Genomic DNA, 24,861 nt, shown 5'->3' with positions numbered 1-24,861 from the left:
GTGACGGGGCCGGATCCGTTGCCGACCGTGCAGTCCCTGGGAGGCGCCACGTGACCGACGACCGTCGAACGGACCGTCGTCCCGTCAGCGGCGCCGCCGCTCCGCCCCGGCAGGGGGGATCCCCTCCCCCGCCGGCGCCGCCGAGGAACCTGCCCCCGGGCTGGACCAACGTCCCGCCCGGCGAGCGCAACGGTCAGGCCCCGAACGGCCGTCCCCCGCAGGGCAGCCCGCCACCGCAGGGCCCGCCGGCCCCGGGGCCCCGTGGTCAGGGCCCGCCCGGGCCGCCGCCCCCGCCACCGAACGGCCAGCCCCCGAGCGGCCACGGCCCGAACGGCCAGCCCCCGAACGGGCACGCCCCCAACGGCCAGCCCCCCAACGGGCAGCCACCGCGGGCCGCCGGTCCGAACGCCACCCGGGTCGGCCCCGCGCCGGACACCCGGGCGCCCGAGCCCCGCGGTCCCGAGCGTCAGGACACGTGGGGGGCCGAACGGCAGGAACCGCGCCTCCTGACCCACGACGGCGGGCGCTCGTACGCCGCCGCCGGCGCGACCACCTCGACCGCGACCCGCACCGCCGGCGGCTCCCGCCCCGGCACCGCGCCGACCGTCGCCACCGAGGTCGTCCCGAACTCCGCCGCACCCGGCCGGACCCGCCCGACCGACGACCCGCCGGACCGCGGCAACGGCGGCCGCGGCAACGGCACCGGGGACGACGGCGAGCCGCTGAGCAAGCGCCAGGCGAAGCTCGCCGGCCTCACCCCGAGCCAGCGGCGCTGGCGCCGCGGCCGGCGCATCGGCTACGTCGTGCTCGGCCTCGCGATCATCGGGCCGATCGTGGCCTTCGCGATCGGCTGGATCGTGTTCCGCATCCCCTCGCCCGACGACGCGACCAACAACCAGGTCGCGACGATCGACTACTCCGACGGCTCGACGATGGCGAGCCTCGCGCAGGCCCAGGGGAACCGGATCAAGGTGCCGCTCTCCCAGGTCCCGCCGTGGGTGCAGCACGCCGTCGCCTCGGCCGAGGACCGCAGCTTCTACACGAACTACGGCTTCGACCCGATCGGCATCGCCCGCGCGGCCTGGAACCAGGCCCAGGGCGGCTCCGGCGGTGGCTCGACGATCACCCAGCAGTACGTCAAGAACGTGCTGGTCGGCGACGAGCACTCCTACTCGCGCAAGTACCGCGAGGTCGTGATCGCGGCGAAGATCAATCAGGAGGAGTCGAAGGAGCAGATCCTCGAGAACTACCTGAACACGATCTACTTCGGCCGCGGCGCGTACGGCATCCAGGCGGCGTCCCAGGCCTACTACGGCCGGGACGTGAACACGCTGAGCCCAGCCGAGGGCGCCGTGCTGGCGGGCCTGATCCAGTCGCCGTCGAAGTGGGATCCCGCGGTGGACCGGGCCGGCTCCGAGCAGCGCTGGAACTACGTGCTCGACGGCATGGTCGACCAGAAGTGGCTCTCACCGGCCGACCGGAAGGCGGCGGTGTTCCCGAACGTGCTGCCGCCGTCGGCGCGCAAGACCGGCATCCCGGACAACGACCGCGGGCACATCGTCGCGGCCGTGAAGAACGAGCTCGCCTCCTACGGGATCACCGAGCAGCAGGTGAACCAGGAGGGGCTCAAGGTCGAGACCACCGTCGATCCCAAGCTCCAGCAGCAGGCGGCCGACACCGCGTCGAAGACCCTCGACGGGCAGCCGACGAACCTGCGGACCGCCCTGGTCTCGGAGGACCCCCGCTCCGGAGCCGTCCTCGCCTACTACGGCGGCAACGACGGATCGGGCTTCGACTACGCGCAGACCGTGCGCCAGCCCGGGTCGTCGTTCAAGCCGTTCGTGCTGCTCGCCGGGCTCGAGCGCCAACCGCCGATCGGTCTCGGGACCCAGTTCGACGGCGGCACCCCGCAGACCATCGCCGGCACGAGGGTCGAGAACTCGGACGGCGAGAGCTGCCCGAACTGCGACCTGAAGACCGCGATGACGCTCTCGATCAACACGGTCTTCTACCAGCTGGGCATCCAGGTCGGCCCGCAGAAGGTCGCCGACGCCGCGCACCAGGCCGGGATCAGTGCGCCGCTGGACAAGCCCACCGGCGGTATCGCGATCGGCGACAAGGAGGTCCGTCCGGGCGACATGGCGTCGGCCTACTCGACCTTCGCCGCCGACGGCGTCTACCACCGCCCGCACATGGTCACCCGGGTGACGACCTCGGACGGCCGCATCCTCTACGACGGCGGCGTCACGGCGCCCGAGCAGCGGATGAGCCAGCAGCTCGCCCGCAACGTCACGGAGTCGATGCTCGACGTGGCCTCGCACTCCCAGATCCCGCTCGCCGGCGGGCGTCCGGTGGCCTCGAAGACCGGCACCGTGCAGTCGGCGCAGAAGGGCCAGAACAACGACGCCTGGACGGTCGGCTACACCCCGCAGCTCTCGACGGCGGTGTGGGTCGGTACCGACGACAACTCGCCGATCAAGACCAAGCAGGGCGCGCCGATCTACGGTCGCGGCGTCCCCGGCCAGCTCTGGCAGCGGTTCATGAACCAGGCGCTGCGCAACGAGCCGGCCCAGCAGTTCTCCGACTTCGAGGCCATCGGCGCACCGCCCGCGCCGCCCGCCCCGGCCACCCCGACCCCGGACCCGAACAACCCGAACGGTCAGGGTCAGGTCTGCGTCAACGGTGTCTGCACCACCACCGGCAACGGGCAGAACAACCAGAACGGCCAGAACAACCAGAACAACGGCCAGAACAACGGCAACAACGACGGCCAGAACAACAACGGCAACAACGACGGCCAGGACAACAACGGGAACGGCAACGGGAACAACGGCAACGGAAACGGGAACGGCAACAACGGGAACGGCAACGGTGGCAACGGCAACGGCGGCAACGGGGGCGACGGCAATCGCGACCTGTTCCCCAACGGCTTCTGAGTCGCGCGCCGGGCACCGTTGACCTCCGAGGCCGCACCGGAGCGCAGCCGCACCCACGACCCGGCGTCGCTCGACGCCTCGTCCCGGGTGCTGCCCGCTCACGAGGACCCGTTCGTCCGCGCCGCCAGCGCCGCCACCGGGGGCCCGGTGGGGGCCCACGCCGTCGTCGGGCGGGCCCGGTTCTTCACCCCGCTGCGGGTGGTCCTGCTGCTCGCGACGATCGTGCTGGCGCTGGCCTGGTTCGCGAAGTCGCCGTGCCTGCAGCAGTACGTCGACGACAACGGCCAGACCCAGCTGGACTGGCGGGACAACCGGCAGTACGTCGCGATGTGCTACTCGGACACGGTGCCGCTCTACACCGCGGAGCGGCTCGACTCCGGCGGCGTCCCCTACGTGACGAGCTGGACCGAGCAGCGCGACGACGGCTCCCAGCAGGTGCGGTACATGGAGTACCCGGTGCTCACCGGGTTCTTCCAGTGGATGAACGCGCGGCTCGCCGCGGGCTGGCTCGGCCTCGCCGGCGCGGGCCTGCTGCCGGGCGGCCTGGCCGTCGTCGTCTACTTCGACCTCTCCGCGTTCTGGCTGGCGCTCGCGTGGCTCGGGACGGTCTGGGCGATGGTCCGGCTGAGACCGGGCCGGCCCTGGGACGCGGCGATCGCGGCGACCTCCCCGCTCGTGGCCGTCCACGCATTCACCAACTTCGACACCCTCGCCGTCGCCGGCGCGACCCTCGGGATGCTCGCCTGGTCCCGACGACGACCCGGGCTCGCCGGGGTGCTGCTCGGGCTCGGCGCGGCGGCGAAGCTCTATCCGCTCTTCCTGCTCTTCCCGCTGCTGCTGCTGTGCCTGCGGGCCGGGCGGTTGCGAAGTTGGTGGGCGGTGACGGCCACCGGGCTCGCGACGTGGGCCGTGGTCAACGTCCCGATCGCCGTCATCGCGCCCGCCGGCTGGTGGGAGTTCTTCCGGCTCAACTCCACCCGGGGTGCCGATCCCGACTCGATCTACAACATCGTCTCCGGGCTCACCGGCTGGGCCGGGTTCGACGGCCCGCTCGCGTCCGGCCAGACCCCGAGCGTGCTCAACGCCGTCACGGCGGTCGCCTTCGTGGCGTGCTGTGCCGGGGTCGCGGAGCTGGTCCGTCGGGCGCCGGTCCGGCCGCGGCTCGCGTCGATCACGTTCCTGGTGGTCGCGGCGTTCCTGCTGACCAACAAGGTCTGGAGCCCGCAGTACTCGCTCTGGCTCATCCCGCTTGCCGTGCTCGCCTACCCGCGGTGGCGACCGCTGCTGGCGTGGATGGCGGTCGACGCGTTCGTGTGGGTGCCGCGGATGTACTACTACCTCGGGACCTCGAACAAGGGCCTGCCCGCGCCGTGGTTCTACGGGGCCGTCCTGCTGCGCGACCTGGCGGTCGTGGCCATCGCCGTCCTGATCGTGCGCAGCGTGCTCCGTCCGGAGCTCGACCCGGTCCGTGCCCGCTCCGGGCGCCCGGGGATGCCCGTGATCGGCGCCGATCCCGACGGCGGAGTGCTCGACGGGGCGTCCGACGCCGCCTGGTTCGCCCGCTGGCGCCGTGACCGCCGGGAGGATCTCCCCCGGGTGCCGGCCGGTACGGCCACCCGATCCGGTCGAACCTGAGCCCTCGCGGCCCAGTGCGGCGGGCACGGCGCGTGGCCCGCCCGTGACGGACCGGTGATCCGTGCGTCACCTCCGGAGCAGTGCCTCGTTGAGCCGGTCGTCGGAGCCCGTCCGACGACGCCGATGCCTGCCCCCGCCGCGTGGGGCCCGGGCCTCGTGCTCCGGGGCCGGGAACCGCAGACGTCGTTCCACATAAGGGGTCCTGCATGGGTACGCGGTTCTCGCGCCTGGTGTCCGTCGCGGCGGCCGGGGGTGTCATCACCGGTTCGCTGCTGTTCGGGGCGGGAGTGGCGTCCGCCGCGCCGACGCCCACCGCCGGAGGGCAGGTCGTCCCCGCGGCGTGCGGCACGACGGTCGCGGCCCAGCCGGGCGACACCGTCCAGGTGAAGCCGCTGCTCGGCCTCCCGTTCAACGTCCCGATCGGCAGCGCCGCCGGGCCGTTCCAGTCGATCACGCAGACGATCGCCGGCTCGCTGTGCCAGGTGCAGGTGCAGCTGGTCCAGCCGGTGACGACGCGGGTCGCCGCCGCCGCTCCCCAGCTCGCCCCGGTCGCGGGCGCCGTCGAGAAGGGCTCCCGCACCGCGCTCGGTGGTCCGGCGCCCGCGTCCCCGGCGCCCGCCGCGCAGGCCCCCGCCCCCGCCGCGGCCGCCCCGCAGTCCGCGCCCATCGCGCCGGTCGCTCCGACGGCCCTCTCGCCCACCGCGCTCGCGGCCTCGGCGCCGGCCTTCGCGCCGTCGTTCAACACGCTGCCCTCGTCGTTCCTCGGTGCCGCGGCGCCGTCGTCGGCGCCCTCGGGCCTGGCCTCGAGCTACGACGCGGGCCAGCTCTTCGGGTCGGCGTTCCCGGGCCTCAAGGCCGGCGCCCCGGCCTACCTCGGCTACGACCCGGCCAGCGCGGTCACCACGGCCAGCCAGGTCCAGGCCCTCCCCGTCGACGGCATGTCCAAGGGCATGGGCGTCCCGGTGATGCTCGCCGTGCTCGCGCTCGCCGGCGTCGCGGCCTTCGTCGTCCGGTCGATGGTGCTGCGCCGCGCCACGTCCGCCTCCGCCACGTCCGCCCCGGTGGACGAGGCCCCGGTCGACGAGGCCCCGGAGGACGACGAGGCCTACGACGCCATCTCGATGGACGCCCTCACCGAGGTCCGCTCCCCGGCGCCCGAGTCGCCCGCCCTGGGCTTCCCGGCCGCGCGGGACGAGCACGAGGACACCGAGCTGATGGGAACCACCACGCGCTGAGAAGCGTCCGACCCCCGAGGGGGTCACCCGATGTGGACCGACCCGGGCGGGTCGGGTCCGGCCGACCCGGCCGGACCCGGCCCGCCCGTCGTCGTCCGTGGCGTACCACGTACGCTGGGACGACCGAGAACCCTCCTGTCACGGACCGTCCGTGGCCGCCAGCCCATGGGAGGTGAGTGGTACTCGTGCGCCACTACGAAATGGTCGTGATCCTCGAGCCGAGTCTCGACGAGCGCACCGTGCAGCCTTCGCTGGAGACGTTCCTCAACGTCATCCGCAAGGACGGCGGGACCGTCGAGAACGTCGACGTCTGGGGACGTCGTCGGCTCGCCTACGAGATCGAGAAGAACGCCGAGGGCATCTACGCGGTCCTCGACGTCAACTGCGAGCCGGCCACCATCAAGGAGATGGACCGCCAGCTCGCGCTGAACGAGTCGGTGCTGCGCACCAAGGTCATGCGTCGTGACCCGGCCGCCGTCGCGCGGCGGGGCAAGGCCGGCGCTGCCTGATGGCCGGCGACACCGTCATCACCGTGGTCGGCAACCTCACCGCCGACCCGGAGCTGCGGTTCACGCCGTCCGGTGCTGCCGTCGCGAACTTCACCGTCGCGTCGACCCCCCGCACCTTCGACCGCCAGAGCGGCGAGTGGAAGGACGGCGAGGCCCTGTTCCTGCGCTGCAACATCTGGCGTCAGGCGGCGGAGAACGTCGCCGAGACCCTGACCCGTGGTGCGCGGGTCATCGTGCAGGGACGGCTCAAGCAGCGCTCGTTCGAGACCCGCGAGGGTGAGAAGCGGACCGTCATCGAGCTCGAGGTCGACGAGGTCGGCCCTTCGCTGCGCTACGCCACCGCGTCGGTCACCAAGGCCAGCCGCGGAGGCGGCGGCGGTGGTGGTGGCTACGGCGGCGCCCCGAACGGGGGCGGCGGCGGTGGCTACGGAGGCGGCGGCGGTGGTGGTTACGGCGGCGGCCAGTCCGGCGGCGACGACCCGTGGGCCTCGGCGCCCGTCGCGGGATCGTCCGGATCCGGTTCCGGCGGCGGCGGTTACGACGACGAGCCTCCCTTCTGATCTCTCTCGACATCCCCAGAATTTCGGCTAGGAGATAGAAACACCATGGCGAAGCCGCCGGTGCGCAAGCCCAAGAAGAAGGTCTGCGCGTTCTGCAAGGACAAGAACCAGATCATCGACTACAAGGACACCAACCTCCTCCGCAAGTACATCTCGGACCGCGGCAAGATCCGCGCCCGCCGGGTCTCGGGCAACTGCTCGCAGCACCAGCGGGACGTCGCCGTCGCCGTGAAGAACTCGCGTGAGATGGCGCTGCTGCCCTACACGTCGACCGCGCGCTGAGGAAGGGGACCCACGCGATGAAGCTCATCCTCACCGCCGACGTCGCCAACCTCGGTGGCCCCGGCGACCTGGTCGACGTCAAGGACGGCTACGGCCGCAACTTCCTGCTGCCCCGCGGGCTGGCCATCGTCGCCACCCGCGGCGCGATGAAGCAGGTCGAGACGATCCGCCGCACCCAGGAGGGCAAGCGGATCCGGGACCTCGACCACGCCAAGGAGATCGCGGGCGAGCTCCAGGGCGTCGGCACCGTGACCGTCACCGCGAAGTCCGCGGGCCAGGGCGGCAAGCTCTTCGGCTCCGTGTCGCCGGCCGACATCGTCGGCGCGGTCCGGACCTCGGGCGGGCCGAACCTCGACAAGCGCCTGGTCGACACCAAGGGCCACATCAAGACCACCGGTGCCCACCAGGTGACCGTCCGGCTGCACCCGGACGTCGCCGTCGAGCTCCCGCTGGACGTCCAGGGCGTCTGAGCGCCTCACCGTCCTCACCTCGGGCCCCGGACCGCCACGCGCGGTCCGGGGCCCGAGGTGTGTCCGGGGTCGTATGGAGCATCGGTGAGTGCGTGGGTGGGCGGGCTGTGGACAGCACGGGCCGTCGCCCACCCGGGGCGCCGGATGGTCGCCCGGTCGTCACCCGGCCGTCCGGCGCCCGACGGCGGCCGGTCGTCTCCGCGCGTCGTGGCCGTGATGCGACACGCCGGGCGGCAGTGTTCGCCGACATGCCGATCCACTTGTTGTCCACAGGATGCACAGTCGTGTGACCTGCGACGACGCCTGATCAGGAGCGGTTGCCAACAGGTTGTCCCCAGGTGTGCCCACCTGGGGAGCCTGTGCTCCCGGATCCGTCCCCAGGCCATCAACAGGGACATCAACAGCACCGCCTGGCCCGCCGGGACGACCCCGACCTAGCGTGCGTCGGACACCTCGTCCCGGGCCGTGCTCGCGCGGTCGGCGGCGGTGTCGGTGCCTCGCGGTAGAAGGGGGCAGGCCGGACGTGCCGGGGGCGGCCCGGGCGTCCACGGCGATGGGGAGGAGCAGTCCGTGGCGGTGCTCGACGAGCGGGGGGCAGGCGGCCGTGACGGCGGCCCCCGCTCCGCCGGATCCGGTTCCGAGGGCTCGCGCCCGGAGTTCGATCGGCAGCCGCCGCAGGACATCACCGCCGAACAGTCGGTGCTCGGCGCCATCCTGCTGAGCAAGGACGCGATCGCCGACGTCGTCGAGATGCTCAAGCCGGACGACTTCTACCGGCCCGCACATCAGACGGTCTACGAGTGCGTGCTCGATCTCTACGGGCGCGGCGAGCCGGCGGACCCGGTGACGGTGTCCGCGGAGCTCGAGCGCCGCGGCGAGCTGCTGCGCGTCGGCGGGGCGCCGTACCTGCACACGCTCATCGCGGCGGTGCCCACGGCGGCGAACGCCGCGTACTACGCCGAGATCGTGGCCGACCGGGCGATCCTGCGCCGGCTCGTCGAGGCGGGCACGCGGATCGTGCAGCTCGGGTATCACGGCGGCGAGGGCGCGGACACCGACGACATCGTCGACCGCGCGCAGGCCGCGGTCTACGAGGTGACCGACCGGCGGGTCACCGAGGACTACGTGGCCCTCGAGGACATCCTGCAGCCGACGATGGACGAGATCGACGCCATCGCGTCGCGGGGCGGGGTCTCGTTCGGGGTGCCGACCGGATTCGCCGATCTGGACGAGGTGACGAACGGTCTGCACGCCGGGCAGATGGTCATCGTCGCCGCCAGACCTGGAATCGGGAAATCGACTCTGGGAATGGATTTCGCTCGCTCGGCGAGCATCAAACACGGATTGACTTCGGCATTCTTTTCTCTGGAAATGGGGCGCACCGAGATCGTCATGCGCCTGCTGTCGGCCGAGGCGAAGATCCGGCTGGCCGACATGCGCTCCGGCTCGATGACCGACGACGACTGGACCCGGCTGGCCCGGCGGATGAGCGAGATCTCCGAGGCGCCGTTGTTCATCGACGACTCGCCGAACATGACGATCATGGAGATCCGGGCGAAGGCGCGGCGGCTCAAGCAGCGCCACGACCTGAAGCTGATCATCCTCGACTACATGCAGCTGATGACCTCGGGCAAGAAGGTCGAGAGCCGCCAGCAGGAGGTCTCGGAGTTCTCCCGGCAGCTCAAGCTGCTGGCCAAGGAGCTCGAGGTGCCGCTGGTCGCGATCAGCCAGCTGAACCGTGGTCCGGAGCAGCGCACCGACAAGAAGCCGATGCTCTCCGACCTGCGTGAGTCGGGGTCGCTGGAGCAGGACGCCGACATGGTCATGCTCATCAGCCGCCCCGACGCCTTCGAGCGTGACGATCCCCGCGCGGGCGAGGCTGACCTCATCCTGGCCAAGCACCGCAACGGGCCCACGGCGACGATCACCGTGGCCCACCAGCTGCACTACAGCCGGTTCGCGGACATCGCCCGGGGCTGAGCCGGCCGGGAGGGGAACGCCCGAGTGCTGCCACCGAGGCTCGGCGTGGTTCTCGCCGATCGGATACGAGGGTGGATGATCGACCGGTGGGCGGGGGGATCTCGGGCGAGCTCCTGACCGGGACGTTCGGTTACGACGGCGGACGCCAGGTCACGGTCTACGTGCCTCCCGAGCCACCAGTGGCGGTCGTGTTCGCGGCCGACGGCCAGGAGATCTCGCCGTGGGGCGGCGATCTCGAGGCAGCCGGCATGGCGTCCACGATGATCGTCGGGGTTCACCGGACGGCCGACGAGACGATGCGGCTCCACGAGTACTCGCCCGGCTTCGACCCGGACCGGTTCGCGGCACACGAGACGTTCTTCGTCGATGAGGTCCGCCGGTGGGTGAGGTCGCGATTCGGCGTGGCCCTGCCCGCGGCGCGCACCGCGGTGTTCGGGGCGTCGGCGGGCGGCGAGTTCGCCCTCGCGGCCGGGCTCCGGCATCCCGACGTCTACGGCACGGTCCTGTGCGCCTCGCCCGGAGCGGGCTACCGCCCGCCGGCCGCGATGCCCGGGCCGCTCCCCCGCGCCTACCTCGTCGCCGGGACGCAGGAACCGTTCTTCCTCGACAACGCGACGAGATGGGCCGACGCGCTGCGCGGAGCAGGCGCCGACGTCGTCATGACCGAGCGGGTCGGATCCCACGGCGACGGGTTCTGGCGACAGGAGTTCCCGCTGATGGTGACGTGGGCCTTCGAGCAATGACCGTCGCACGACGTCAGGACGACGACACCACCATGGGGATGTAGCCGTCCGACGTCCGGGACCGGGCGCGCTCGATGGAGATCGACCGACAGCGCATGGCGATCCAGAGCAGGCACGCCCAGGCCTGCGGGTCGTCACCACCTGGGAGCTCGGTACGCAGGACCGAGCGACGGTCGCCACTGTCCGCGATCACCGGGACCTCCGAGAAGTCCACGGTGCGGACCTGCCCCGAGCGGTCGAGGCAGTCCCACTGAGTACGCGCGATCGACGGCGGGGAGAGGAGCCGTGACTCGCCGACGATGAGCACGAGGTAGGGCGCGATCCGTCCCACCTGGTGCAGCTCGCCGACGACGGCGTCCCCGTCGAGGACCGCCAGCTCACCCGTGGGTGCCCGATCGACGTGCAGGTCGCGACCGTCTGCCCGGATCACGCAGTCCCCGAGTCGACGGCGGTCGAGCGGGACCGCGGTGACCATGTGCCGGCCGTCGCACCACACCGACGCCGATCCGTCCGCCGCCTCCTCCACGGAGAAGAAGGACGCCGGCGCCGTCGGGAACGGGTCCGCCAGCCACGTCGCCGCCGTGCGCTGCCACCGCAGGGCCCCGGTGAGGAACGGCAGGGTGACCGCCAGCAGGGCGAGCCCGATCAGGACCCATCCCAGGGAGAGGCCCACCCGGATCGGGGCGTCGGGTCGGCCGGACGCGGTGATCGCCGCGCCGGCCGAGCCCGCGATGAGCACGGCCCAGAGTCCGTTGACGAGGACGGCCCAGAACATCCGGCCGGGACGCATGACGTCTCTCCCGCGGTGCCGGAGCTCAGTCCTGGACGGTGCCGGTGAAGCCCACCTGCGACCCGTCGACCGAGGTGGCCGTGACGAGCACGTGGTGGACGCCCTGGTCGTCGGTGCCGGTGCACATCGTGGTGGCGCCGACCTTCGCGGGCAGGTCCTCGGTGCAGCTGACCGGGGCGCCGAACTGCCGGCTGAGCTGCTCGCCGACGCTCGCGGCCGGCACGCTCGTCGTCCCCCCGAGGAAGGCGAGGGCGGCGACGACGACCGCGGCGATCAGGGTGGCCACCGACAGCACGACCGTCAGCACCACCCCGGTCCGTCGCCGTCGGGGGCCCGGCACCTGGGTCCGGGGATCGATCTGCCGGCCGTCGAACGGCGCCGTGAGCCCGGCGGGAGCGGGGGTGGAGGAGGGAACCGAGGGAACGGTGGGGACGGACATGGCGGGCTCCTTCATCTGGGGCGACGTCGTGGTCGGCGTCGATGGGATGAAGAGTGCTCCGCGACGGCCCCCGGGTCTGCGCCCGTCGTGACTGTCGTTGTGTCACGGCCGCGACAGTCGGGTGCGGGATCCTCCAGAGCGAGCTCGACCGGTATCCGGACCGTCACAGCGAGCAGTTCCTCGCCAAGCAGCTCTGACACCATGTCGGACGGGCTGCCGTCCTGTCGGAGGGTGCCTTCGTCCGGCGGACGGCGGTATCGTTCCGTGGCCATCCGGACGGTCGAGTCGGGCGAATGCGCGGCCCGCGCCCCGGCCGTTGGGGCTCAGGGCGGCGAGGAGCGGACCATGACGGACAGGCAGCGGCGAACCAGGCAGCTACGGGTCGTGGAGACGGTCACCTCGCCGGTGCTGGTGGGACCCGGTGGCGGGGCACCCGACGACGACGCTCCGGGCGGTCGCGCCGGGACCGATCACCGCCCGGTCGGCGGCGGCTCGGGAACCTGGGCGTGGCTGGTTCCGGACCGGGTGGAGGCCGAGCTGTCCGGGCTCCGACGCGCGGTCGGGCTGCGGGCGGAGGGCTTCGTGCGCGCGTCCACGGACGGGATCTGGTCGGTGTCGCCCCACGAGGTGGTGGCCTACGGCGGGCTCGGCGTCCTGGCGCTGATGGGTGCCGTCGAGGCGCCCGTGATCGCCGCCGTCGCCGGACTGGCGTGGATGACCAGGCCCGTCATGCCGGCCCTGCCGCCGCAGCGGTGAGGGCACGTCGTGGCCGAGCCCGTCACCCGCGAACCCGACAGCCGGGAACCGGGGCGCTGTGAGCTGCGGTTGGACAAGTGGGACGGCACGACCAGCAAGACCATCCCGCTGCTGACGCTGGACACCGACCGTTTCGGGCGCTGGTACCGGTGGCCGGCCGGGCACGTGATGACCCGCCGCAGCGGGCCGCCGCAACGACCCCGCCGCGATCAGCTCCTGCTGGTGCCCCGGACGGGCTCATGGATCGCCCGCTGGGCCCTCGACGGCGAGTTCGCGCTCTACTGCGACGTCACCACGCCGGTACTGACCACCGCGACCGGCGGGCTGTGGGCGGTCGACCTCGACCTCGACGTGGTCCGCTACCGCGACCGTCGGGTCGCGCTCATCGACCAGGACCAGTTCGAGTCCCGGCGGGTGAGCATGGGATATCCGCCGGAGGTGGTCGAACAGGCGTGGACGACCGCCGACTGGCTCCACCGGGCGGTCAGCGACGGGCACGAGCCGTTCGCCACCGTCGGGCCCGGCCGGCTGACCCCGCTGCCGGCCGCGGCCCTCGCCGCGGTGAACGCCCGGTTGCTGGACCGCCACGGTGCCGACGACGACCCCGCCCGCGCGGCGGTCATCCGCCGGCTGGTCGCGCGGACCGCCGAGCGCTTCCGGGACGCCACGATCACCGAGTTCCTCCCCGTGCTCGTCGAACGCGCCGTGGGCGCGGCGCTCGCCGCCCACCCGAACCGGGTGCTCTGACCCGACCTGCGCGGCTACCGTGCCGGCGTGCGCGACCTCGCCCCGGACATCACCCGCCAACGGCTGCTGGTGGAGGGCTTCTACACCCGGGACGTCGACGAGTCGGTGGTGCGGGACTTCCTGCGAGACCTGCCCGCGGTCCTCGAGCTGCGGACCTACGGCGAGGCCACCGTCCACGCCCCCGGCGGCGCGGGACGCGCGGACAACGAGGGCTACGACGCGTTCGTCCCGCTGATCGACTCCGGCATCTCGCTCTACGTGTGGTCCGAGCGCCGCTTCCTCGCCGTCGTGGTCTTCACGTGCACGGCGTTCGACGCGGACCGTGCGGTCGGCCTGATCCGCGACTTCTTCGCGCTCTCCGAGGTGGAGCACTCCGCCTTCTGAGCCGGGGCCGACCGGCGGTAGCTCATGTTCATGGCGGCGCGGACCTCGTCGAGCTTCGCCTCGGCGATCAGGGTGGCGTGGTCGTTCCCGCGGGCGAGGATCTCGTCCAGCCCGCCGGCGGCGGCGTCGGCCGCCAGCTCGGCCCGACGTCGTCGCAAGGGGGCGAAGTGGTCGTTGACCGCATCGGTGACCAGCGCCTTGAGCCCGGCCGCGCCCCGGTCCCCGATGCGGTCCGCCAGGTCCTCGGGCTCCTCGCCGAGGCAGAGCCCGGCCAGCTCGAGCAGGTTGGCGACCTCGGGGCGGGTCGCGGGCTCGTAGGTGACGCGTCGGACGCCGTCCGTCCTCGCCCGACGGATGAGGGCAGCCGTCCGGTCCGCGGTGGCCCGCAGCTCGATGGCGTTCCCGCGGCTCTTGCTCATCTTCGTGCCGTCGATCCCGAGCAGGACCGGGGCGTCCCCGACGAGGGGGTCGGGGACCGTGAAGACGCGGCCGTAGCGGTCGTTGAACCGTCGGGCGAGGGTTCGGGCGACCTCGAGGTGCGCGAGCTGGTCGCGGCCGACCGGCACCACATGGGCCGAGCAGAACAGGATGTCGGCGGCCTGGTGCACCGGATAGGTCAGCAGCAGCCCGCTCATCGCCCGGGTGCCGCTCGCCGCGGCCTCGGCCTTCACCGTGGGATTGCGCTGCAGCTCGGCGACCGAGATCAGCGACAGCAGCGGGAGCAGCAGCTGGTTGAGGGCCGGGACCGCACTGTGGGTGAAGATCGTCGCCCGCTCCGGGTCGATCCCGGCGGCCAGTTGGTCGAGCAGCATCTCGTGGACGTTGCCGGGCAGGTCGCCGGCGAGGTCGCGGTCGGTGATGACCTGGTAGTCGGCGACGACGAGGTAGGTCTGGACGCCGTGGTCCTGCAGCCGGACCCGGTTGGCGAGGGTGCCGAAGTAGTGCCCGAGGTGCAGGGCTCCGGTCGGGCGGTCACCGGTCAGCACACGGAACCGGTGCGGGTCCGCGGCGATGCGGGCCTCGAGCGAGGGATCGGACGACGGGACGTTCGTCATGAGGGGTTCCTCTCGGGAGAGGCCACCTCACGCGTGCGCGTCAGGAGTCGTCGCGCCGGCCGCCGTGAGGCGGCCGGATGCGGGCAGCAGTCACGGTCGCCGGGAAGGCGACCACCACCAGGACTGCGTGCAACGGGACACGGGGCGACTGTCCCACCGGGACCCGCCCGGTGACCAGCCGGAACGAGCCGGACGGCGAGCCCGGGCTCGTGAGCCGAATGACCGGACGAGCTGATTCCCCGTCGCGGGGGAATTCGTGACGGATCGCTGGGCCGGAGAGTCGAGTCGGCCGGCATCTACCGCCGCCGTTCACCTACTGACTGGTGTGCGAGCCGTGGCCACACTCGGCGAACCGAGACCCTGGAGGATTCATGCAGAAATTCGCGATGTTCTTCTCGTACAGCCCCGAGACGTGGGCGAAGATGATGGCGAAACCCGAGGACCGCACGTCGGCCGTGTCCGCGGCGGTCGAAGGGGTGGGGGGCAAGTTGGACTCCCTGTACTTCATGATGGGAGAGAAGGACGGATTCGTTCTCTTCTCCGTCCCTGACACGGGTACCGCGGCCGCGCTGGCCCTCGCCGTCAACAGCACCGGTGCATTCGACTCGGTGCAGACCACTCAGCTGATCGACGCCGTGGATCTGCCGGGCGTCCTGCGCGTGGCGGGGAATGCTCGCGGCACCTACCAACGGCCGGGTGCCTGAACCGACCGGGATCAGCGACCCAACTGCAGGTGTACCGGGTGGTCGGGCAACGCGAGGAGCAGGTCGGCGACCGGCCGCGGCCGCACGTCGAGCCCGGCCAGCTCCCCGGCGGACGCCCACCGGAAGACCGAGCCCGGGCCCTCCGGTCCGACGAACTCGCCGTCGTCGGGAAGCCCGTCCGCCGCGCACTCGCCGTAGAGCCCGAGCTCGTGGACGACCGATCCGTCGGGCCGGGCGAAGAAGTTCTCCGCGACGATCCGGATCCGGACGTCCTCCACCGTGATGCCGAGCTCCTCGTGCATCTCCCGGCGCAGCGCCACGACCGCGGGCTCGCCCAGCTTCACGCGACCCCCCGGCAGGAACCAGTGCTCCTCGCCGTCGGTCCGGGTGAGCAGGACGCGCCCGTGGCGGACGAGGATCGCCCCGACCCGCAGCGAGAACAGCCCACCGTCCGGGGGCGTCCAGCTGACGTCGGGGCTCAGGGCAGGCGCCCGATGCCGGCGTAGGCGCCGATCGGCTCGACCTCGGGGTCGGCCGCGGGCCAGTGCACCGGGTCGACGAGGCCGGGCGGCACGAGCTCGAAGCCGGTGAGCAGGTCGCGGATCTGGCGGCGGTCGCGCAGGACGACCGGGGTCGCGCTGCCGCGGTAGCCGCGCTCGATGTTGCGGACCGCCTCGGCGAGCACGGGGTCGTCCTGGTCGGAGCTGCCGTGGTTGATCGCCAGGACGCTACCGGGGCTCAGCGCCTCGCGGTACCGGCCGAAGATCGCCGGGACGTCGTCGTCGATGAAGTGCAGGACGGCGATGGCCAGGACCGCGACGGGCCGGGTGAAGTCGAGCAGGCCCGCGACGGTCGGCGCGCGCAGGACCTCCTCGGGCTGGCGGAGGTCGGCCTGCGTGACCGAGACGCCGTCGAGCCCCTCGGTGATCTCCCGGGCGTGCTGGACGGCCACCGGTTCGAAGTCGACGTAGGCGATCCGGGCGCCCGGGGCGAGGCGCAGCGCGATCTCGTGGACGTTCCCGACGGTGGGCACCCCGGAGCCGAGATCGAGGAACTGGTCGATGCCCGCCTCGACACACCAGCGGACGACCCGTCCCAGGTAGTCGCGGTTGACCCGGCAGACGCGCGGCATGTCGGGGTTCGCGGCCACGATCCGGGCGGCCTGGGCGCGGTCGCTGGCGAAGTTGTGGGCTCCGCCGAGGAAGTAGTCGTAGATCCGGGCGGCGTTGGCCCGGTCGAAGTCGATCCCCACCTCGGACAGCGTCAGCATGCTGGCCAGGTTGGTGCCGACGCGGGGTCGCGCGGCCTCGTCGTCGGATCCCATCGACGCCCCTCTCCTCGGTGCCGTCCAGTCTGGGATCTCCGACGTCGAGCCCGCGTCGGGAGGACGGGTGGTCACTCCGCGAGCGCCGATGGCAGTCCGTGCGCGCGGAAGACCTCGGGTCCGATGAACGACGTGAGTTCCGAGATGGCGCCGTCCCGCAGGGTCAGCACCGTCAACGACCAGGCGCGGAAGCGGCCGCCGTCGTCGTGGTCCCGGTGGGTCGCGGGTCCGTCGAGGTAGAGCGCGACGGCGGGTTGTCCGTTGGCCCGGGTGGTCACGGTCCGCCACTCGCCGCAGTCCCCGAGCGGCACCGCGCGGGCGAACGCCATGACCGCCTCGCGCCCGGAGTACCAGCTCGGCAGCGGGGGCATGGACCACGTGACGTCGTCGGTGAGCAGCGAGACCAGCCCCTCGGCGTCGCGTCGCTCGAGCGCCCGCGCGTACCCGTCGACGACGGCACGCAGCCGGGCGTCGTCGAGGTCCGCCAGCGTGCGCTGCTGGGACACCGGGGGGACGCGCTCGGCGACGATGCGCCGGGCCCGCTGGAGCGCGGAGTTCACCGAGGCCGTCGAGGTCTCCATCATCGCGGCGATCTCGGCCGCCGAGTAGCTGAGCACCTCGAAGAGCAGCAGCGCCGCGCGCTGGTTGCCGGGCAGGTGCTGGAGTGCGGCGACGAACGCGAGCTCGACCGACTCGCGCTGTTCGACGGCGAGCGCGGTGTCCGGGTAGGGGGTCAGCCAGGCCATCTCGCCGGCGGGGGCGTCGTCGAGCACCGGCTCCGACGACGACGGCCCGAGGTCCATCGGCAGTGCCCGCCTGCGCCGAGCCTCGACGAGGTCCAGGCAGGTCCGGGTCGCGACGGTGTAGAGCCACGACCGCACCGTGCTGCGCCCCTCGAACCGGGCGATCCCGCGCCAGGCCCGCAGCAGGGCGTCCTGCAGCGCGTCGTCAGCGTCGTGGGTGGAGCCGAGCATCCGGTAGCAGTGCGCGTGCAGTTCCCGGCGCAGCGGTGCGACGAGCCGTTCGAACGCCGCGTCGTCCCCGGCGCGGGCAGCCGTGAGGTCGTCGTCCGTGAGGGTCGACGCGCCGTCCATGCCGTGGAGTCTGCCGCATCGGGCGCTCGAGAGGTTCCGGCGAAGGGCGCCCCTCGCCGCTCTATTCGAGCGAAGGTGCCCTTCGCTCGGAAACGGCGGGCTCCCCTCGCGCAGCGGCTCCGCGCAGCCCCGCCACGACGACGGCGGCCAGCGCGAGCAGCGCGACGAGGAAGCCCACCGTCGCCGACCAGCCCGCCGCCCCGAACACCACCCCGCCGAGCGTGCCGCCGACCGACGAGCCCACGTAGTAGCTGAACAGGTACATCCCCGACGCCACCGCGCGCCCGTGCGTCGCCCGCCGCCCGACCGCCGCCGACGCCACCGCATGCCCGGCGAAGAACCCCACCGTCAGCAGCGCGAGCCCGCCGATCACCAGCGCCAGCACCGGCGCGAGCATGGCGACCGCTCCGAGCGCGGCCACCCCGGCCGCGACCAGCACCGTCGTGCGGGTCCCCCACCGTGCCGAGAGCCGGCCCGCGGCGGTCGAGGTGACGGTCCCGGCGGCGTAGAGCACGAAGACGAACCCGACGATCAGGTCCGGCAGCGAGAACGGCGGGCCGAGCAGCCGGAACGCCACGAAGTTGTAGGCGCACACGAACGTGCCCATCAGCAGCAGGCCGATCGCGAACAGCCGCCGCAGCACCGGGTCGCGCAGGTGGCTCACCACCTCGCCGGCCAGCTCCCGCACCGCCACCGGGCTCGGGGTGAACCGCCGGGACGCCGGCAGCACCAGCCAGAACACGACCAGGCAGAGCCCCGAGACCACGGCGATCCCGCCGAGGGCGGCCCGCCAGGAGCCGGACAGGTCCCCGATCGCGCTGACCACGATCCGCCCGCCGAACCCGCCGACCGAGTTGCCCGCGATGTAGAGCCCCATCGCCCCGCCGAGGTGGCCCGCGTCGATCTCGTCCGCGAGGTAGGCCATGCCGACGGCGGGCAGCCCGGCGAGCGCGACCCCCTCGAGTGCCCGCAGCACCAGCAGCAGCCCGAACGACGGCGCCACGGCCGCAGCCAGCCCGAACACCACCGCGCCCAGCAGCGACCACAGCATCACCGGCCGCCGGCCCCACCGCTCGGACACCGCCGACGCCGGGATGATCGCGATCGCGAGGCCGCCGGTCGTCACCGAGACCGACAGCGACGCCGCGCCCGGCGACACTCCGAACACGTCGACGAGGGTCGGCAGCAGCGGCTGGGTCGCGTAGAGCAGCGCGAACGTCGTGAACCCGGCGAAGAAGAGCCCGACCGAGATCCGCCGGAACCCCGGGTCCCCGCGCTGCAGGCCGGTGGCGACGGCACTCGTCGATACGGACATCGTTGTCCAGGCTAAGCGTCCGGGGCCCCCTCGCGCTGCGTCTCCTCGATCACCCACCCCAGGTACGGCGCATGGCCGCCCACGACGGGCAGCGCGATCACCTCGGGCACGTCGTAGGAGTGCTCGGCGGCGATCCAGGCGGTGAGGTCGTCGACCCGGTCGGCGGCCGTCTTCGCCACCAGCTGCCACTCGGTCTCGACCGACACCGCGCCCTCCCACCGGAAGGCGCTGCGGACCGGGCCGACGATCTGGACGCACGCGGCCAGGTGTGCGTCGACCAGGCCGCGGGCGAGGCGCTCGGCCTCGGCGTCGGAGTCGGTGGTGGTGACGACGACGACGGTGTCGGTTCCGGGAGAAGCGGTCACCACCGGAGTCCTACCGGACGGTCTGCTCCTCGCGCGCCCCGAACACCTTGCCCTTGGCCTCCGGGCCGATCAGGAGCACGACCGCGGTGAGGATCAGGACCGGGACGATCACGGCCGCGAGCGCGAACGAGCCGCCGTGGCTGTCCGCGAGCGAGGTCTGGATCGGCAGCACGAACGCCGCGAACGCGTTGCCGAGCTGGTAGGTCACGCCGGGGTAGAAGCCGCGGACCTCGTCGGGGGAGAGCTCGGTGAGGTGCGCGGGCACGACGCCCCAGCCGCCCTGCACCACGATCTGCAGCAGGAACGCGCCGAGCGTGACCAGCCCCAGCACCGTCGAGTAGGCGAACAGGAATGCCACCGGGATGCCGAGGATCGCGCAGAACGCGGCCGTCCGCCGGCGGCCGACCCGTTCCGAGAGCGCTCCGAAGTAGGCCCCACCGAGGATGGCGCCGACGTTGTAGATGATCGCGATCAGCGTGACGGTGCCCGTGCCGGCGTGGAAGTCCTGCTTGAGGAACGTCGGCACGTAGTCCTGGGTCCCGTGGCTCATGAAGTTGAACAGCGTCATGAGCACGATCAGGTAGAGGAACCGCCGGAGCACCTTCGGCTGCAGGAAGACCTGGCCCGGACCGACCTGCGTGAGCTGGACCCGTTCCTGGGTCCGCTCCCACGCCTCGGACTCGCCGACCCGGGTGCGGATGAGGAACGCGATGAGCGCGGGGATCGCGCCGAGCACGAACAGCCAGCGCCAGCCGAGGTACGGGGTGACCGCGAAGTTGGCGAGCGTCGCGAGCAGGTAGCCCACCGGGTAGCCCTGCTGCAGCAGCCCGGACCAGAAGCCCCGCTTCTCCGGCGGGATCTTCTCCAGGGCCAGCGAGGCGCCCAGGCCCCACTCGCCGCCCATGCCGAGGCCGAACAGGAAGCGCAGGACGATCAGGACCGTGAACGTCGGCGCGAAGCCGGAGAGCACCTCCATCGCCGAGTAGAAGAGGACGTCGACCATCAGCGGGATGCGGCGGCCCTTCTTGTCGGCCCAGATCCCGAACCCGAGCGCACCGATCGGCCGCGCGATGAGCGTGGCCGTGGCCAGGAACGCCACCGTCGTCGTGGACTCCCCGAACTCCTTGGCGATGTCGGAGACCACGAAGACGACGAGGAAGTAGTCGAACGCGTCCATCGCCCAGCCGAGCCACGCGGCCAGGAAGGCGTTGCGCTGCTCGCGGGTCAGCCCGCGTGCCTGCTCGAACAGTCCGGGAGCCGCCATGCCGGAGGAATTTAGGCCGTGCAAGCACCATCGTCACGCCGGACGTCCGGTTGGTCACGCAGCGTCCGGGTTCGCTCCGTCTCACACCCAGCGGCCGTGCCTGGCGGCCTACGCTCGTGAGCGTGCGCAACGACCTGGACCGGCAGGACACGTCGACCCTGCGCCGCCGGATCCTCGTGCTCCTGATCTGTTGCACGAGCCTGCTCGTCGTCTCGATGGACAACACCATCGTCAACGTCGCGCTGCCGGTGATCCGGACCGACCTCGGGGCGTCGATCACCAGCCTGCAGTGGACCGTCGACGCCTACACCCTGGTGCTCGCCTGCTTCCTCATGCTGGCCGGCGCGACGGGTGACCGGGTCGGCCGCAATCGGACCTTCCAGGTCGGGCTCGCGCTGTTCGGTCTGGGCTCGTTGCTGTGCAGCCTGGCGCCCTCGATCGGTTGGCTCATCGGCGCGCGGGCGGTCCAGGGTCTCGGCGGGACGATGCTCAACCCGGTCGCGATGTCGATCGTCACCAACGTCTTCACCGACCCCCGGGAGCGGGCGCGCGCGATCGGCATCTGGGGCTCGGTGGTCGGCATCTCGCTCGGGCTCGGACCGGTCCTCGGCGGCGTGCTCACCGAGACCGTGGGCTGGCGCGCGATCTTCTGGGTGAACGTCCCGGTGGTCCTGGTCGCCATCGCGGCGACCGCGCGGTACGTCCCGGAGTCCCGGGCGCCGCACGCCCGCCGTCCCGACCCGGTCGGTCAGGTGCTCGTCGTCGTCCTGCTCGCCTCGGTGGTGACCGGCGTGATCGAGGGGACCCGACTCGGCTGGGGCTCGCCGCTCATCGTCGGGCTCGGCGGGCTGGCCCTCGTCTCGCTGGTCGCGCTGCTGGTGTGGGAGCGCCGCCGGCGCGAGCCGCTGATCGAGCTGCGGTTCTTCTCCAGCGTGCCGTTCTCGTCGGCGACGGTCGTGGCGGTCTGCGCCTTCGCGGCGTTCGGCTCGTTCCTCTTCCTCTCGACGCTCTACCTGCAGGACGTCCGCGGCCTCTCCGCTCTGCACGCCGGGCTGGCGCTGCTGCCCGCGGCGGTCACCGCGACGATCTGCGCGCCGCTGTCCGGCCGACTGGTCGCCTCCCGGGGGCCGCGCCCGTCGCTCGTCGTCGCGGGGGTCACGACGACGGCGGTCGCGGTCGTCATCGCGCTGAGCGGTCCCACGACGCCGTTGTGGGTGCTGCTGGTCGCCTACGGCGTCTACGGGGTCGGCTTCGGCCTGGTGAACCCGCCGATCACCAACACCGCGGTCAGCGGCATGCCCCGCAGCCAGGCCGGGGTGGCCGCCGCGGTCGCCTCGACGAGCCGCCAGATCGGCCAGTCCCTCGGGGTGGCCGTGAGCGGCACGATCGTCGCCGGCGCGGCCGTCATCGAGACCGGCATCTCGACGGCGTGGTGGGTGGTCGCGGCGGCGACGCTGCTCATCGGGGTGATCGGCGTCCTGGCCACCACTGCCCGCGCCCGGGCGACGGCGGACCGGGTGTCCGATCTGTTCGCCGAGGAGGCGACGCCGGCACGCCTGTGACCTGCGGGAACTGACACGGTGAGGTGTCACTTCAGTGGCAGCGGCGGGGTGAATCTTGTCACGAGACCTGCCGTGGGACCTCGGCCACTGGGCAGGGCCCAGACCTACCGGAAATGCCAGGGTGGAGGCTTCGCGTAAGCGGGGAAGGAGATGCCACGTGACGACGACGGAGTCTGCGGCGGCTGCCGCAGGAACGTTCGAGCTCGGGGGCGAGTTGCCGGTCCGCCGGCTCGGCTACGGCGCGATGCGGTTGACCGGGGAGGGCATCTGGGGGCCACCGAAGGACGCGGAGAACGCGGTGGCGGTCCTGCGCCGCGCGACGGACCTCGGCGTCGACTTCGTGGACACCGCGGACTCGTACGGCCCCTACGTGAGCGAGGAGCTCGTCCGCGAGGCCCTCTACCCGTACCGGGGGGTCACGGTCGCGACGAAGGCCGGCCTGCTGCGCACCGGACCGAACCGCTGGATCCCCTGCGGGCGCCCCGAGTACCTGCGCCAGGAGTGCGAGATGAGCCTGCGCCGCCTCGGCGTGGAGACCATCGACCTGTTCCAGCTGCACCGTGTCGACCCGCACGTCGCGGCCGACGAGCAGTTCGGTCTGCTCGCCGACCTGCAGCGTGAGGGCAAGGTGCGCCACGTCGGCCTGTCCCAGGTCTCCGTCGAGCAGATCGAGGCCGCGAGCCACATCGTCGACGTCGCCTCGGTGCAGAACCGCTACAACCTCGTCGACCGGTCGTCGGACGCCGAGCTGCGGCACTGCACCGAGCACGGCATCGCGTTCATCCCGTGGGCGCCCGCCGACGCCGGCAACCTCGCCCAGGAGGGCAACGCCGCCCACGACGCGGCCGTCGAGCTCGGCGTCACGCCGGCGCAGGTCGCCCTCGCGTGGCTCCTGCAGCGCAGCTCGGTGATGGTGCCGATCCCCGGCACGTCGTCGCTCGAGCACCTCGAGGAGAACTGCGCCGCGGCGACCATCGAGCTGCCCCGGCCGATCGTCCACCGGCTGGACGCGAGCGCATAGCGCATGTGAACGCTTTTGGTCGCTGGGACGACCAAGAGCGTTCACATGGCCGCAGGCCTCGCCTTCGCCGCATCCCGCACGGCCCGGTCCCGACGGTGCCGGCGCCATGCGGCCACCGGGCCGCGCCCGTCGTCGGGAACGGCCAGCGGGCCGCTCCCCTCCTCGAGTTCGGCCGCCGCGACGATCCGCCGCTCCATGTCCCCGAACACCAGGACGTGGAACGGGGCGATCGCCCACCAGTAGGCATGCCCGGCGAGCCCGCGCGGTAGGAAGACGGCCCGCTGCCGGTAGAGCGAGCCGTTCCCGCGCGGGGCGACCCGCAGCTCCAGCCACGCGAGCCCGGGCGCCTTCATCTCCGCGCGCAGGCGCAGCAGGTACTCACCCTCCTCGAGGTCCGGGACCGAGTCGGGCGCGGCGGCGGTGCCCTCGACCTGCTCCTCCACGCGCCACCAGTCGAGCGCGTCGCCGACCTGCAGGGCGTTCGCGTCGCGCCGGCCGCGGCGCAGACCCACCCCGCCGACCAGGCGGTCCAGGATCCCGCGGACCCGCCAGCCGAGCGGGAACGAGTACCAGCCGCGCTCCCCGCCGATCCCGACGACGACGTGCCACAGCGACTCGGCGGGCGCCGCGCACCCGCGCTCCCGCACGTCGGTGTAGACGGTGCCGCCCGCCCAGTCCGGGTCGGAGGGCAGCAGGTCGGACGGCATCGGCTCCGACGGGGCGTAGCGCGCGTTGGCCCCCGACCACCGGGTCTCCACCTGACCCTCGCGGATCCGGGTGAGCGCCAGGTCGACCGCGGTACGGAAGCCGGTCAGGCCCGCGGCGGGCGGGTCGACGTAGGAGTCGATGTCCGACTCGGCGGCCACCACCTCGTGGACCAGCGAGTCGATCAGCGGGACCGCCGTCGACCGCGGGACCGGCGTCACGAGGTTGACCCAGTGCGACGACAGGCGCGGCGTCAGCACCGGGACGGGCAGCATCGTGCGCCGCGGCAGCCCCTCGACCTGGGCGAACCCCTCCATCATCTGCAGGTAGGTCAGGACGTCGGGCCCGCCGATGTCGAAGGTCCGGTTCACGTCGGCCGGGAGATGGACCACCTGGGTCAGGTAGTGCAGCACGTCGCGGATGGCGATCGGCTGGACGCGGTGGTGCACCCACGACGGCGTCAGCATCACCGGCAACCGCTCGGTGAGGTAGCGCAGCATCTCGAAGCTCGCCGAGCCCGAGCCGAGGATCACGGCGGCCTGCAGCACGGCCGTCGGGACCCCGGAGCGCAGGAAGATCTCGCCGACCTCGGTCCGCGACGAGAGGTGCTCGGAGAGCTCGACGCCCTCCGGGTGGATGCCGCCCAGGTAGACGACGCGGCCCACCCCGGCCTTCCGGGCGGCCTCGGCGGTGATGAGCGCGGCGTGCCGGTCGACCTCGGCGAACCCGGACTCGGACAGCGAGTGGACGAGGTAGTAGAGGACGTCGGCGCCCTCGCAGGCGTCCCGCATCGCGTCCGGGTCGAGCACGTCGCCCCGGACGGTCTCGACCCCGTCCTGCTGCGCCCACGGGATGTCCTTCATCTTCGCGGGGGTGCGCACCACGCACCGCACCGTGTGGCCCTCGGCCACGAGCCGCGGGGCGAGTCGCCCGCCGATGTAGCCGGTCGCACCGGTGACCACGCATCGCACCCGGGCATCGTCGCC

General features: G+C 72.6%; 24 protein-coding genes and 1 pseudogene. 15 read left to right on the top strand and 10 right to left on the bottom strand.

All coding sequences use genetic code 11. The features are described 5' to 3' along the window. The first annotated feature begins 50 nt into the window (after positions 1 to 50). The 9 genes from LQ327_RS06820 to LQ327_RS06780 all read left to right on the top strand — a co-directional run bounded on the left by LQ327_RS06820 (position 51) and on the right by LQ327_RS06780 (position 10,350). Positions 51 to 2,936, top strand: coding sequence for a transglycosylase domain-containing protein (locus LQ327_RS06820; protein WP_230730749.1), 2,886 nt, complete (start codon positions 51 to 53; stop codon positions 2,934 to 2,936). 18 nt (positions 2,937 to 2,954) lie between these two features. Next, positions 2,955 to 4,571, top strand: a complete 1,617-nt coding sequence (locus LQ327_RS06815) for a glycosyltransferase family 87 protein (protein WP_230730748.1) — start codon at positions 2,955 to 2,957, stop codon at positions 4,569 to 4,571. A gap of 206 nt (positions 4,572 to 4,777) precedes the next feature. Then, positions 4,778 to 5,806: a hypothetical protein gene (locus tag LQ327_RS06810; RefSeq protein ID WP_230730747.1), complete on the top strand. Its 1,029-nt coding sequence runs from the start codon at positions 4,778 to 4,780 to the stop codon at positions 5,804 to 5,806. Positions 5,807 to 5,982: 176 nt separating this feature from the next. Next, positions 5,983 to 6,315: a 30S ribosomal protein S6 gene (gene rpsF / locus LQ327_RS06805; protein ID WP_230730746.1), complete on the top strand. Its 333-nt coding sequence runs from the start codon at positions 5,983 to 5,985 to the stop codon at positions 6,313 to 6,315. Then, positions 6,315 to 6,875 carry a single-stranded DNA-binding protein gene (locus LQ327_RS06800; RefSeq protein ID WP_230730745.1) on the top strand — a complete coding sequence of 187 codons (561 nt, stop codon included), beginning with the start codon at positions 6,315 to 6,317 and terminating at the stop codon, positions 6,873 to 6,875. The genes rpsF and LQ327_RS06800 overlap by 1 nt, the downstream gene beginning before the upstream one ends. Before the next feature lie 45 nt (positions 6,876 to 6,920). Next, positions 6,921 to 7,157 (top strand): 30S ribosomal protein S18, encoded by a 237-nt coding sequence (gene rpsR / locus LQ327_RS06795; RefSeq protein WP_230730744.1) that lies wholly within the window; start codon positions 6,921 to 6,923, stop codon positions 7,155 to 7,157. A gap of 17 nt (positions 7,158 to 7,174) precedes the next feature. Then, positions 7,175 to 7,627 carry a 50S ribosomal protein L9 gene (gene rplI, locus LQ327_RS06790; RefSeq protein ID WP_230730743.1) on the top strand — a complete coding sequence of 151 codons (453 nt, stop codon included), beginning with the start codon at positions 7,175 to 7,177 and terminating at the stop codon, positions 7,625 to 7,627. 570 nt (positions 7,628 to 8,197) lie between these two features. Further along, positions 8,198 to 9,607: a replicative DNA helicase gene (gene dnaB, locus LQ327_RS06785; RefSeq protein ID WP_372460649.1), complete on the top strand. Its 1,410-nt coding sequence runs from the start codon at positions 8,198 to 8,200 to the stop codon at positions 9,605 to 9,607. Positions 9,608 to 9,693: 86 nt separating this feature from the next. Then, complete coding sequence (locus LQ327_RS06780) at positions 9,694 to 10,350, top strand: alpha/beta hydrolase (RefSeq protein WP_230730742.1); 657 nt, start codon at positions 9,694 to 9,696, stop codon at positions 10,348 to 10,350. Between the two features lie 13 nt (positions 10,351 to 10,363). On the opposite strand, the gene LQ327_RS06775 is transcribed toward LQ327_RS06780, so the two are convergent. Together LQ327_RS06775 and LQ327_RS06770 are read right to left on the bottom strand one after the other, a co-directional pair. Further along, positions 10,364 to 11,140 (bottom strand): hypothetical protein, encoded by a 777-nt coding sequence (locus LQ327_RS06775; protein ID WP_230730741.1) that lies wholly within the window; start codon positions 11,138 to 11,140, stop codon positions 10,364 to 10,366. Positions 11,141 to 11,165: 25 nt separating this feature from the next. After that, positions 11,166 to 11,579, bottom strand: coding sequence for a DUF4333 domain-containing protein (locus tag LQ327_RS06770; RefSeq protein WP_230730740.1), 414 nt, complete (start codon positions 11,577 to 11,579; stop codon positions 11,166 to 11,168). 345 nt (positions 11,580 to 11,924) lie between these two features. Between LQ327_RS06770 and LQ327_RS06765 the strand changes: the two genes are divergently transcribed. The 3 genes and pseudogenes from LQ327_RS06765 to LQ327_RS34610 all read left to right on the top strand — a co-directional run. Then, complete coding sequence (locus LQ327_RS06765; protein WP_230730739.1) at positions 11,925 to 12,335, top strand: hypothetical protein; 411 nt, start codon at positions 11,925 to 11,927, stop codon at positions 12,333 to 12,335. A 9-nt stretch (positions 12,336 to 12,344) separates the two neighbouring features. Continuing rightward, positions 12,345 to 13,082: a ribonuclease FAU-1 family protein gene (locus LQ327_RS06760; protein WP_230730738.1), complete on the top strand. Its 738-nt coding sequence runs from the start codon at positions 12,345 to 12,347 to the stop codon at positions 13,080 to 13,082. 27 nt (positions 13,083 to 13,109) lie between these two features. Next, positions 13,110 to 13,394: pseudogene (locus tag LQ327_RS34610) on the top strand (hypothetical protein); the annotation flags it as partial. Here LQ327_RS34610 and trpS read toward each other — a convergent pair. After that, positions 13,337 to 14,521 carry a tryptophan--tRNA ligase gene (gene trpS / locus LQ327_RS06750; RefSeq protein WP_230730737.1) on the bottom strand — a complete coding sequence of 395 codons (1,185 nt, stop codon included), beginning with the start codon at positions 14,519 to 14,521 and terminating at the stop codon, positions 13,337 to 13,339. The pseudogene LQ327_RS34610 and the gene trpS sit on opposite strands and share 58 nt — an antisense overlap. Before the next feature lie 371 nt (positions 14,522 to 14,892). Here trpS and LQ327_RS06745 point away from each other — a divergent pair, with 371 nt between their 5' ends. After that, entirely contained in the window at positions 14,893 to 15,225 is a 333-nt protein-coding gene (locus LQ327_RS06745) for a GYD domain-containing protein (protein WP_230730736.1), read from the top strand. A gap of 11 nt (positions 15,226 to 15,236) precedes the next feature. On the opposite strand, the gene LQ327_RS06740 is transcribed toward LQ327_RS06745, so the two are convergent. The 6 genes from LQ327_RS06740 to LQ327_RS06715 form a co-directional block, all read right to left on the bottom strand. Then, positions 15,237 to 15,644, bottom strand: coding sequence for an NUDIX domain-containing protein (locus LQ327_RS06740; RefSeq protein ID WP_308286288.1), 408 nt, complete (start codon positions 15,642 to 15,644; stop codon positions 15,237 to 15,239). 59 nt (positions 15,645 to 15,703) lie between these two features. After that, a complete protein-coding gene (locus LQ327_RS06735) occupies positions 15,704 to 16,549 on the bottom strand; it encodes an SAM-dependent methyltransferase (RefSeq protein ID WP_230730735.1) in 846 nt (281 codons plus the stop codon). A gap of 71 nt (positions 16,550 to 16,620) precedes the next feature. Then, positions 16,621 to 17,643, bottom strand: a complete 1,023-nt coding sequence (locus LQ327_RS06730; protein WP_230730734.1) for a sigma-70 family RNA polymerase sigma factor — start codon at positions 17,641 to 17,643, stop codon at positions 16,621 to 16,623. A gap of 61 nt (positions 17,644 to 17,704) precedes the next feature. Continuing rightward, positions 17,705 to 18,958: an MFS transporter gene (locus LQ327_RS06725; RefSeq protein ID WP_230730733.1), complete on the bottom strand. Its 1,254-nt coding sequence runs from the start codon at positions 18,956 to 18,958 to the stop codon at positions 17,705 to 17,707. A gap of 11 nt (positions 18,959 to 18,969) precedes the next feature. Then, complete coding sequence (gene cutA, locus LQ327_RS06720) at positions 18,970 to 19,323, bottom strand: divalent-cation tolerance protein CutA (RefSeq protein ID WP_230730732.1); 354 nt, start codon at positions 19,321 to 19,323, stop codon at positions 18,970 to 18,972. Between the two features lie 10 nt (positions 19,324 to 19,333). Continuing rightward, the gene (locus LQ327_RS06715) at positions 19,334 to 20,587 is read right to left on the bottom strand and encodes an MFS transporter (RefSeq protein ID WP_230730731.1); all 1,254 of its coding nucleotides are present in this window, start codon (positions 20,585 to 20,587) and stop codon (positions 19,334 to 19,336) included. Between the two features lie 122 nt (positions 20,588 to 20,709). On the opposite strand from LQ327_RS06715, the gene LQ327_RS06710 reads away from it, so the two are divergent. Together LQ327_RS06710 and LQ327_RS06705 are read left to right on the top strand one after the other, a co-directional pair. After that, positions 20,710 to 22,149: an MFS transporter gene (locus tag LQ327_RS06710; RefSeq protein ID WP_308286261.1), complete on the top strand. Its 1,440-nt coding sequence runs from the start codon at positions 20,710 to 20,712 to the stop codon at positions 22,147 to 22,149. A gap of 157 nt (positions 22,150 to 22,306) precedes the next feature. Beyond that, positions 22,307 to 23,170: an aldo/keto reductase gene (locus LQ327_RS06705; protein ID WP_230730730.1), complete on the top strand. Its 864-nt coding sequence runs from the start codon at positions 22,307 to 22,309 to the stop codon at positions 23,168 to 23,170. Between the two features lie 41 nt (positions 23,171 to 23,211). On the opposite strand, the gene LQ327_RS06700 is transcribed toward LQ327_RS06705, so the two are convergent. Then, a complete protein-coding gene (locus tag LQ327_RS06700) occupies positions 23,212 to 24,846 on the bottom strand; it encodes an SDR family oxidoreductase (RefSeq protein ID WP_230730729.1) in 1,635 nt (544 codons plus the stop codon). Positions 24,847 to 24,861 lie beyond the last annotated feature (15 nt).

Origin of the sequence: Actinomycetospora endophytica (genome assembly GCF_021026375.1) — a bacterium.
GTDB lineage: Bacteria > Actinomycetota > Actinomycetes > Mycobacteriales > Pseudonocardiaceae > Actinomycetospora > Actinomycetospora endophytica.
Note: the sequence above shows the minus strand (reverse complement) of the source record. Positions and strands in the feature narration are given on the sequence as shown.